Origin of the sequence: Methylobacterium longum (assembly GCF_022179385.1) — a bacterium.
Lineage (GTDB): Bacteria > Pseudomonadota > Alphaproteobacteria > Rhizobiales > Beijerinckiaceae > Methylobacterium > Methylobacterium longum.
The window spans coordinates 1-1054 of sequence record NZ_BPQS01000141.1; the positions used below are offsets into that span (position 1 = coordinate 1).

Sequence of the window (1054 nt, forward strand, 5' to 3'; positions counted from 1 at the left end):
ACTAGAGCGTTTTCGGTTTAATCGGGGTCGTATCCTGCGGCGGCGAAGAAGTTGGCGCACTCGTCGGGGGTGATGGCATCCACCAAGCGGCCGATGGCGGCCCAGAGCCCTTCGATGGTGCGCTCGGCGGCCTTGCGCAGCAGCGCCTTGAGCTTCGAGAACGCCATCTCGATCGGGTTGAAGTCGGGGGAGTAGGGCGGCAGGAACAAGAGCCGCGCGCCCACGGCCTCGATGGCGGCCCTCACGGCCGGTCCTTTGTGGCTGCTGAGATTGTCCATCACGACGATGTCGCCGCGGGTGAGCTCGGGCACCAGCACGCGATCGACGTAGGCCTGGAAGGCATCACGGTTGATCGGCCCGTCGAGCACGAACGGCGCGGCGACCCCGGATAGGCGCAGGCCCGCCACCAGGGTCGTGGTCTTCCAATGACCGTGCGGGATCGGCGAACGCAGACGCTCGCCGCGCGGGCAGCGCCCGCGAAGGCGGGCCATGTTGGTAGCCGTCCACGTCTCGTCCAGGAATACGAGGCGGGCAGGGTCCAGGTCAGGCTGCCCCTCAAACCACGCTTCGCGCGCCGCCTTCACGTCCAGGCGATCCTGCTCGGCAGCGTGGGCTGTCTTTTTTTGTATGTGAGGTCGCGCGCGTCGAGGAAGGCCCACAGCGTGCCCACCCCGACCTTGAGGCCGTGCTCGTCTTGCAGCCGGACGCGCATCTCCGCCAGGGTGATATCGACCTTCTCGTCGATCAGCATACGCAGGAATGCTTCGTGCGGCTCGAGCTTGGAGCGCCGTGCCCTTCCTTGCGGACGGGCGGCCACCGTCCCCGTCGCCGTGAGCGCGGCCATCCAGCGGATCGCTGTCGCCTTGCCGACCCCGAAACGAGCAGCCGCCTGACGGCGCGAGGTCGCTGCCGCAGCGGTCACCACCCTCTCCCGCAGGTCCAAGCTGTAGGGGCGGCCCATGATGCACTCCGTGTCCGGAGCAAGCAGTGAATCAGCCGCCGCCCGCCGTGTGAACCCCACCACGCCGACTCAGCTCAAACCGAAAATGCTCTA

Annotated in this window: 1 protein-coding gene; it reads right to left on the minus strand. The window is 67.4% G+C overall.

Annotation, left to right across the window (positions count from 1 at the left end; translation table 11 throughout):
* Positions 1-17 precede the first annotated feature (17 nt).
* Positions 18-961, minus strand: a protein-coding gene (locus MFF58_RS31755) for an IS630 family transposase (RefSeq protein WP_238294305.1) whose coding sequence is annotated in 2 segments (ribosomal slippage) — positions 18-625 and positions 625-961 — 945 coding nt in all. Because the reading frame shifts where the segments join, the coding sequence is not laid out codon by codon here.
* Between the last annotated feature and the right edge of the window lie 93 nt (positions 962-1054).